The following is a 7,420-nucleotide window of genomic DNA, read 5'->3' on the forward strand; positions in this document are numbered from 1 at the left end:
CGTGCCTGGTAGCGGTTGGCGTAGGCGCGCACCGCGGTGGGCAGGGTCTCGAAGATGTAGTCCGGGCCGACGTGGTCGATGAAGCCGGTGGGCTCGAGGCGTCGATAAAGATCCTGTTTGACGCGGGCCATGGCGAACCTGATGCCCCGGCGCTCCAGCTTGGCACGCAGCTCATCGAGCGCGTCGACGGCGGTGAGGTCGATCTCCGTGTTGGCCTCCGCGTTGAGCAGGAACCACTGGACGGGAGTGTCCGCCTCCTCGACGGCCCGCATCGAATGCTGGACGAAGTCGTCGGCGTTGGCGAAGAAGATGGGGGCGTCGTAACGAAACACCAGCAGCCCGTCGACGGCGCGGGCATTGTCGTAGTCGTCGAGGCTGTGCATGCCCGGCACGCCCGGCGCGTAACCGAGCACGTCAGCGTAGGGGCGGGTGATGCGGCGCAGCAGGTCGACGATGGACAGGACGATGGCGAAACCGATGCCCGCCAGGACACCGAAGATGACCACGGCGGCCGCGGTGGCGAGGGTGATCACCACCTCGCTCTTGCGGAAGCGGGCGATGCGGATGACCTCGGGGACGTCGATAAGCCTTGTTGCGGCGTAGATGACCAGGGCCCCGAGTGCGGCGGTGGGGAAGGACTCGAGGACCGGCCCGGCGAACATGAGAACCATGACGACCACGGCGATGACCACCAGGGAGTGGACCTGGGTGCGCGCACCGGCGGCGTCGCCCAGCACGGTGCGGGAACCGGAGGAGGAGACGGGAAAACCCTGGAAGAAGCCGTTGGCCACGTTGGCGGTGCCGAGGGCCAGGAGTTCCTGGTTGGAGTCGATAACCTCGCCACGACCGGAGGCGAAGGCGCGGGCGGTGAGGATGTTGTCGGAGAAGCCGACGATGGCGATGCCCGCTGCATACGGCAGCAGGGTCCAGACGTCGACAGCACCCAGGTCGGGCACCCGGAACCCCGGCAGCCCCTGGGGCACCTCGCCGATGACAGCCAGGCCGTGGTCCCGGAGGTCGAAGATGGCGACCACCGCCGCCGCGCCCAGCAGCACCAGCAACGAACCAGGCAGTTTCGGCGCGATCCAGGCGGCGAGATACAGCAGGACCAGCACCACGGCGGCCGTGATGGCGGTCGGGAGGTGGACGTGGTCGATCTGACGGAGGAAATCCACCACCTCCTCCCAGGAACTGTCCCCCTCCACGTGCAGCTTGCTCACCTTTCCCAGCTGGCTGACGATCATGAGCAGCGCGATGCCGATGAGGTAACCGATGAGCACGGGGCGGGAGAGCAGGGTGGTGAGAAAACCCAGCCGCGCGATGAAGGCCACCAGGCAGACCACGCCGACGGCGATGGCCAGCAGCGCGGCGACCTCCGCGTAGAACTCCGGACCGCCGGCGGCGCTGAGCAGGGCACCGACGCCGGCGGCGGTCATGAGGGCGGTGGTCGATTCCGGGCCGATCGACAGCTTCCGGGAGGTGCCCAGGAAGAAGTAGACGAACATCGGGGCCAGCACCGCCCACAGGCCGACCACCGCGGGTAACCCGGCGATGACGGCATAGGCCATGACCTGCGGCACCAGGTACGCGGCGACGGTCACGCCCGCGACGACGTCGCCGGGGAGCCAGCCACGTTCGTAGCGTCTCAGAGCTCCCATCCCGGGGAGGAATCGCTCCCACATCGGCCTCGAACTGGTCATAACCACTACGGTACTCCGCAGGTGGCGCGGGAGGTTAGGGGCTGTCGGGAGATTTCTTCCTCCGGGACATGCCGGGGCCGCCCTCCACCGCATCGGGGTAGATGCTGCGTGTTTCCGCACGCTGGTATCTGCGGGGAAAAAGGTCACGGAAGTAGATACGCGGCAACGTCTTCACCAGTGCCAGGATCACGTACATCGACGTGTTGATGGCCACGAAGGCCGCGAGAACGGCGTACCACTCGGTGTCCAGAATCCACTCGGTGTTCACGGTCATTCCTTCCGATCCTCGTGATCCAGGGCCGGGGCGGTGTCCTGCTGCCCCCACTGCGCCTGCTTCGCCAGCAAAATGTCGACCACGCCCCGCATGAACACCAGGTTGAGAAACGCGGCATAGATGAGCTCCGGAATGAGCAGCACCGCCACGAACCTGGCGAACCACGTCGAACGCCACACGGTCACCAGCCGCTCCACGATGAAGAACGATCCGAGCGCCATCCAGAACGGGTACCACACCCACTGGTGGCCGGCCATGAGGGTGAGAACGATCAACGCGACGTAGGCGCCCAGGGAGACCACGCCGTATCCGATGCCCAGTTGCTGGAACCAGTAGCGGGTGGTCTGCGGTGTCACGCCGTAGGCGCCGAGGTTCTCCAGCGCCCCCCGCTGCCACCGGAGACGCTGATGCCACAGTTGCCGCCAGGTCGGCATGACCTCGGTGACCACCGAACATTCGTTGGGTGAGACCATCAGTCCGCCCAACGACTTCAACGCCAGCGTGAGCTCGTTGTCCTCCGTCAGGGCCGCGGTGTCGTACACATCGCCTTCCCGCCCCGGCAGCAACGTGCCCCGCGACCGGGCGACCATGCGCAGTCCACGAGGACGAAACGCGGAGGCCGTACCGGTCAGGACGAACACCTTGCCCCGTCGGCGCCGGATATCACGGCTGTAGCGGGTGTACTCGTTGCGCTGGAACTGGCCGAGCAGACCCGCGCCGGGTTCTCCGTAGAACAGCCCTCCCACCGCCATCAGCGCGCGATCCGAGGTGAACCGCCGGCGGGCCTCGGTGAGGTATCCCTGGTCGAGCACCGTGTCGGCGTCGACAATCATCACCACGTCGTTCTCCCCGAACTCGGGAAGCAGCGCCCGCAGCGCCTGGTTGAGACCGCCGGCCTTCTTGTGACGGTTGTCCTGCGTTTCGAACACCTCCACCCCGGCAGCACGCGCCAGCTCCGGAGTCTCATCCGTGCAGTTGTCCGCGACGACGATGATGCGTTCGGGGGGATTGTCCTGTTCCAGCAGGCCCCGGATGGTGGCGGTGATCCGCTCCGCCTCGTTGTGCGCCGGCACGAGAACCGTGATGGTCACCGGACCGTGGAACACACCCCGCGTGTCGGCCATGACGATCTTCGGCGCCAGCGGGATGCGGTCGGCGTCCTCCGAGATGCGGTAACGCTTCGAGACCGTCTGCTCCACCAGCACGGCGATGGCCACGAAGACGGCCGCCACCATGACGGCGGCCGGCGGCATGTAAAAACTGACCATGATGCTCCAGCCGTCGGCAAGCTCAATTTCCTCGGGTTGCGGACGCTCCGGGTGGGACAGCCCGATGGCCAGCCACAGCATCACCCCGACCATGGCCGCCACGCCCACGACGCCGACCCCGATGGCCCGGCCGATCGGGAAACGGGCGTGTCCACGCTGTGCTGTGCCCACCAAACCTCACCCCTCCTGCAGATGCTTATCGACGAAATCCTGCGCCGCCACCGGCCGCCCCAGGTGGAAACCCTGCACAAACGTCACTCCCACGTCCTGCGCCGCCCGGTAGACGGCTTCGTCGGAGACGTATTCCGCGATGGTGTCCATCCCCTGCTCCGCGGCCAGCCGGACCAGCGAGCGCACGATGGCGGCGTCGAGGTCGCTGCGGGACATGCCCTCGACGAAAACGCCGGCGATCTTCACCATGTCAATGTCCAACTCGCTGAGGTAGCGGTAGGGATCATATCCCGCCCCGAAATCATCGACGGCGAAGCTCACCCCGCACCCGGCCACGATGGTCTGGAAGGCCCGCGCCTTGGCGAAGTCGGTGACCTGTGCCGATTCGGTGATCTCGAGGATCAGTGACCCCTCCGGCACGTGGTGTGCGGCCAGTTCCTCCACCACGACCCGGGCCACGTCCTCGCTCATGAGCGACTGTCCGGAGACGTTGAGTAGCAAACGGAAGCCCGGCCGGGCCGCCAGCAGCTGCGGGAGGAGCCGCACACCCGCCCGGAGCACGCAGATGTCCAGGTGCGGCCCCAGACCCGCGGCCTCCACCGCCGCCACGAATTCCGGCGTACTCACCGTCCCGTGTGACGGGTCGACCCGCACGAGACCCTCCGCCAGCACGACGTCCCCGCTTCCCACGGCGACAACGGGCTGCAGGTCGAGCGTGATCGCCTCGTCCCGCAAAATGTCCTCCACCCTGGAGCGCGAGACGGTCTCCGGCGGCGCAGTCGTCCCCTCCTGGGGCGCGCGTACCGCGAACCTGCCTTTACCTGCATGCTTGGCGTCGTACAGCAACTGGTCGGCGAGCAACAGTGGATCTGCCCCTGCCTCCCTGGCTTCCGCCAGCGAGGTGATCCCGATGCTCGCTGTGACGCGGCGCATGATTCCGCCCCGCGGGCCGAATCGTTCGCTGACCGTCTCGACGATGCTTGATCCCACCGCCACCGCCTCCGCTTGCCCGGCATCGGGCAGGAGAATGACGAATTCATCGCCACCGAAACGTGCGATGACATCACCTGGCCCCACCGCGTCGCGGAGCAGTCCGGCAAACTCCACCAGCAGTTCATCGCCCGCCTGATGGCCGAGATGGTCGTTGACCAGCTTGAAATTGTCGAGGTCAATGAGCAGCAGGGCACCGGTCTCCGCCTCCCGGTGCTCTCCGGACAGCGACGCCTGCAGCTCCCTTTTGAACCGGCGCCGATTCATCAGCCCGGTCAGTTCGTCATGGTCGGCGAGGTGGGTGACCAGTTCGTGGAGCTTCTCCCGTTCGGTGTTGTCGACGACATTGACCAGGATGCGGCGGCCGTCCTCGCCTTCCCGCTCCTGAGCAACGATCGACAGCTCGACGATCCGCACGGCGCCGTCGGCGGATGCGAGGGTGCGGTTGTCATAGACGAGGGTGCCCGGACGTTGCAGTGCGACATTCACTGCATCGTCCAGCGGCCCCTCCGGGCTGAACTCCTCAATGGAGCGGCCCTCCAGCTCAGCAGCCGGCAGTCCCAGCAGACCGGCGAGCGCGCTGTTGGCCTGCACGATGCGACCGGTGTCATCCAGGGTGGCCAGCCCCTGCGGGGCATCCTCGAACAGGAGCGTGGCCTCGGCGTGCGCCCGCCGCAGTTCCTGGACGCTGCGGTGTTCATTGGACACATCCCGGTACAGCAGAAGTGCGTACTCCGGCTCCGCTTCACCCGGGCCGTACAGCGGGCTGGCACTGAGGGAGTAGACCTGGTGCTCATCGCCAGCGCCACCACCTCCGCCCCCGGCGAGTGTCACCGGGAGTGACTTGACGAACTCACCGGCCAGGGCGCGCTCACTGGGGCTGCCGATGTCTTCCTGTGCCCCCTCGATCGGTGTGAGCGGGCGCTCCACGAACTGTCCCCCGTCGCACGGGAGGAGCACTGTCCGCGCCACCGCGTTGATGGGAGTGACCCTGCCCGCCCGATCGACGGTGAGCAGCGGGTCGGGGATCGTCTCGGTGAGGGCCTCGAATTCCTCGATGATCGCCGTGCGCTGCTGCACCGCGGTGGACACGGTCAGGGACAGGGCGACACCCATGATCGCGAACATCTGGACGGCGATGGTGAGCACCACGGGGTTGTCGGGTGCGGCGAAGGGTCCGGCCCCCACAAACTGCGCCAGGAAACCGGCCGCGACCACCGTCACCGCGGCGTGCAGAGCAGCGGCCGACACGGCCAGCGTGGTCGCGCTCCAGAACAGCGGGACGATCGCCAGGTAGGCGATCGGCAGGTGCTGGCCGGGGCCGAAGATCACCGCGAGCAGAAGGGCGGTGGCCACCACGACCACCACCACCCGGCTCCGGAGAATCTGGCTCCGGGGATTGCCGCGCACACACGACCGCACCGCCAGCGCCGTACCGGTCACCACGGCGATACCGGCCAGGTCGCGCAGGACGAACCCCAGCATGAGGAGGACGGAGGCGTCTCCGCCGTTGGACGAGGTCCACACCACCCGGAGGGCACCTGCGGTGATCGCCGTGATGAGGGAGGCCAGCAGCAGCCGGTAGACATCTGCGGGCACCGCGATAATGTTCACGGCACTCGTCCCGCCGTCACGTGTCCGGCGCCGCGCCCGGGCCCGCATCTCGGCGAGAGCCTTCGCGGTGGGAAGGATCATGGGCCCGACCAGGACATACCCCAGCCCGCCCAGCCACACCGTCATCAAAGGACGGTCACCGAAATAGAGGAAGCTCAGACAGGACACGACGAAGACGAACACACAGATCAGGGCGAACTGGATGCGGTTGGAACTGAGCAGGGCCCACAATGCCGCGACACCGGCCGGGAAACCGATCATGGTGGTGAATGCGCCGGGTTCGTCGAAGGCGGCGATGATCACCATGAAACAGGTGAACGCCAGGGCGCAGAGACCGTGGGTCAGCAGCTCCCGTCGAGTGACCCGGGAGGGCTGGACGTCACCCTCACGCGGGGCGGTGTCGGATACGTGACTCGAACTGGACATTCCCGTGCTCACCATAGGTCATCGACTTCCCTTTATAGCATTTTGTTGTCGTATCCCCTAATTGCTTTTCTTGTCAACAATGCTTCCATTGTCCCCCATCCGCCCCCGTTCCGTCACCCCGTGGCCTGGGATACACTCCCTCCCATGAGCTCGACCCGCGCCACCACGCGCATGCGCCTGACAGCGTCCCACGACACCTTCCTGCGTACGCGGCCACCCGGCGCGGACGAGGACGTGCACATGGTGCCGGCGATCGTCGATCACATCATCGAGCGCTTCAGCTCTCCCGGAGACCTGGTACTCGACCCCTTCGCCGGCTACGGTACGACCCTCGACAGGGCACTGCAGCTCGGGCGGCGGGCGGCGGGCATCGAGTTGCTCCCCGACCGCGTCGCGCACATCCGGCGCCTGGTACCGGACGCGCAGATCATCGAGGGCGATGCCCGGGAACTGCTTCCGACATGGCGCGGCGACATCGACCTGGTACTCAGTTCACCGCCCTACATGACGATCACCCATCACGACGCCGATCCCCTCACCGCTTACGAGAACGATGGCGGCGACTACCGCCGCTACCTCCGGGAATTGGGGGAGGTGGCGCGGCACTGCGCGCTCCTGCTCAGCCCCGGAGGTCACCTGGTGTGGAATGTCGCCGACATCTTCCATGAGGGCGATCACACCCCGCTTATCGACGACTGCGCCTCGCTTCTCGACGCCCACCTCGAGCAGGTCGGCATCGTCGAGATTGAGTGGGACCGGCTGCCTCACGACCTCACGCGGGATGCGCTGCTGGTGTTCCGGCGCCCGCCCCTAGAATCTGACTGAGGATTCCACGGTGTACCGCCGTTCGATCCCCGCCGTCGCCCTCCCCCACTCGCTCTCAGCCACCCGCCGCTGGTGTGCCCCGAAGGCTGCGCCGTCGATGAAGCGCTCGCGCACGGTCCACACCGGCTCCCCCACCACGGGCCACACCTCGA

5 protein-coding genes are annotated in these 7,420 nt (G+C 66.9%); 1 reads left to right on the forward strand and 4 read right to left on the reverse strand.

Translation table 11 applies throughout. From position 1 onward, the window contains the following. From Q4F73_RS10330 to Q4F73_RS10345, 4 genes are all read right to left on the reverse strand, one after another. Positions 1-1,700: SulP family inorganic anion transporter (locus tag Q4F73_RS10330; protein WP_303359265.1), on the reverse strand; the 1,700-nt coding region annotated here is incomplete at its 3' end. A 34-nt stretch (positions 1,701-1,734) separates the two neighbouring features. Further along, positions 1,735-1,974 (reverse strand): hypothetical protein, encoded by a 240-nt coding sequence (locus Q4F73_RS10335; protein WP_303359266.1) that lies wholly within the window; start codon positions 1,972-1,974, stop codon positions 1,735-1,737. Then, the gene (locus tag Q4F73_RS10340) at positions 1,971-3,413 is read right to left on the reverse strand and encodes a glycosyltransferase family 2 protein (RefSeq protein WP_303359267.1); all 1,443 of its coding nucleotides are present in this window, start codon (positions 3,411-3,413) and stop codon (positions 1,971-1,973) included. The genes Q4F73_RS10335 and Q4F73_RS10340 overlap by 4 nt, the downstream gene beginning before the upstream one ends. A 6-nt stretch (positions 3,414-3,419) precedes the next feature. Further along, positions 3,420-6,443 (reverse strand): EAL domain-containing protein, encoded by a 3,024-nt coding sequence (locus tag Q4F73_RS10345; protein WP_303359268.1) that lies wholly within the window; start codon positions 6,441-6,443, stop codon positions 3,420-3,422. A 144-nt stretch (positions 6,444-6,587) separates the two neighbouring features. Between Q4F73_RS10345 and Q4F73_RS10350 the strand changes: the two genes are divergently transcribed. Next, entirely contained in the window at positions 6,588-7,268 is a 681-nt protein-coding gene (locus Q4F73_RS10350; protein ID WP_303359269.1) for a TRM11 family methyltransferase, read from the forward strand. The last annotated feature ends 152 nt before the right edge of the window (positions 7,269-7,420 follow it).

The organism is Corynebacterium sp. (assembly GCF_030535495.1).
GTDB lineage: Bacteria > Actinomycetota > Actinomycetes > Mycobacteriales > Mycobacteriaceae > Corynebacterium.

Bases quoted from the DNA above. Each gene is read 5' to 3' on its own strand.
- Q4F73_RS10335 (WP_303359266.1), bottom strand. From the start codon at position 1,974: ATGACCGTGAACACCGAGTGGATTCTGGACACCGAGTGGTACGCCGTT.
- Q4F73_RS10345 (WP_303359268.1), bottom strand. From the start codon at position 6,443: ATGTCCAGTTCGAGTCACGTATCCGACACCGCCCCGCGTGAGGGTGAC.
- Q4F73_RS10350 (WP_303359269.1), top strand. From the start codon at position 6,588: ATGAGCTCGACCCGCGCCACCACGCGCATGCGCCTGACAGCGTCCCAC.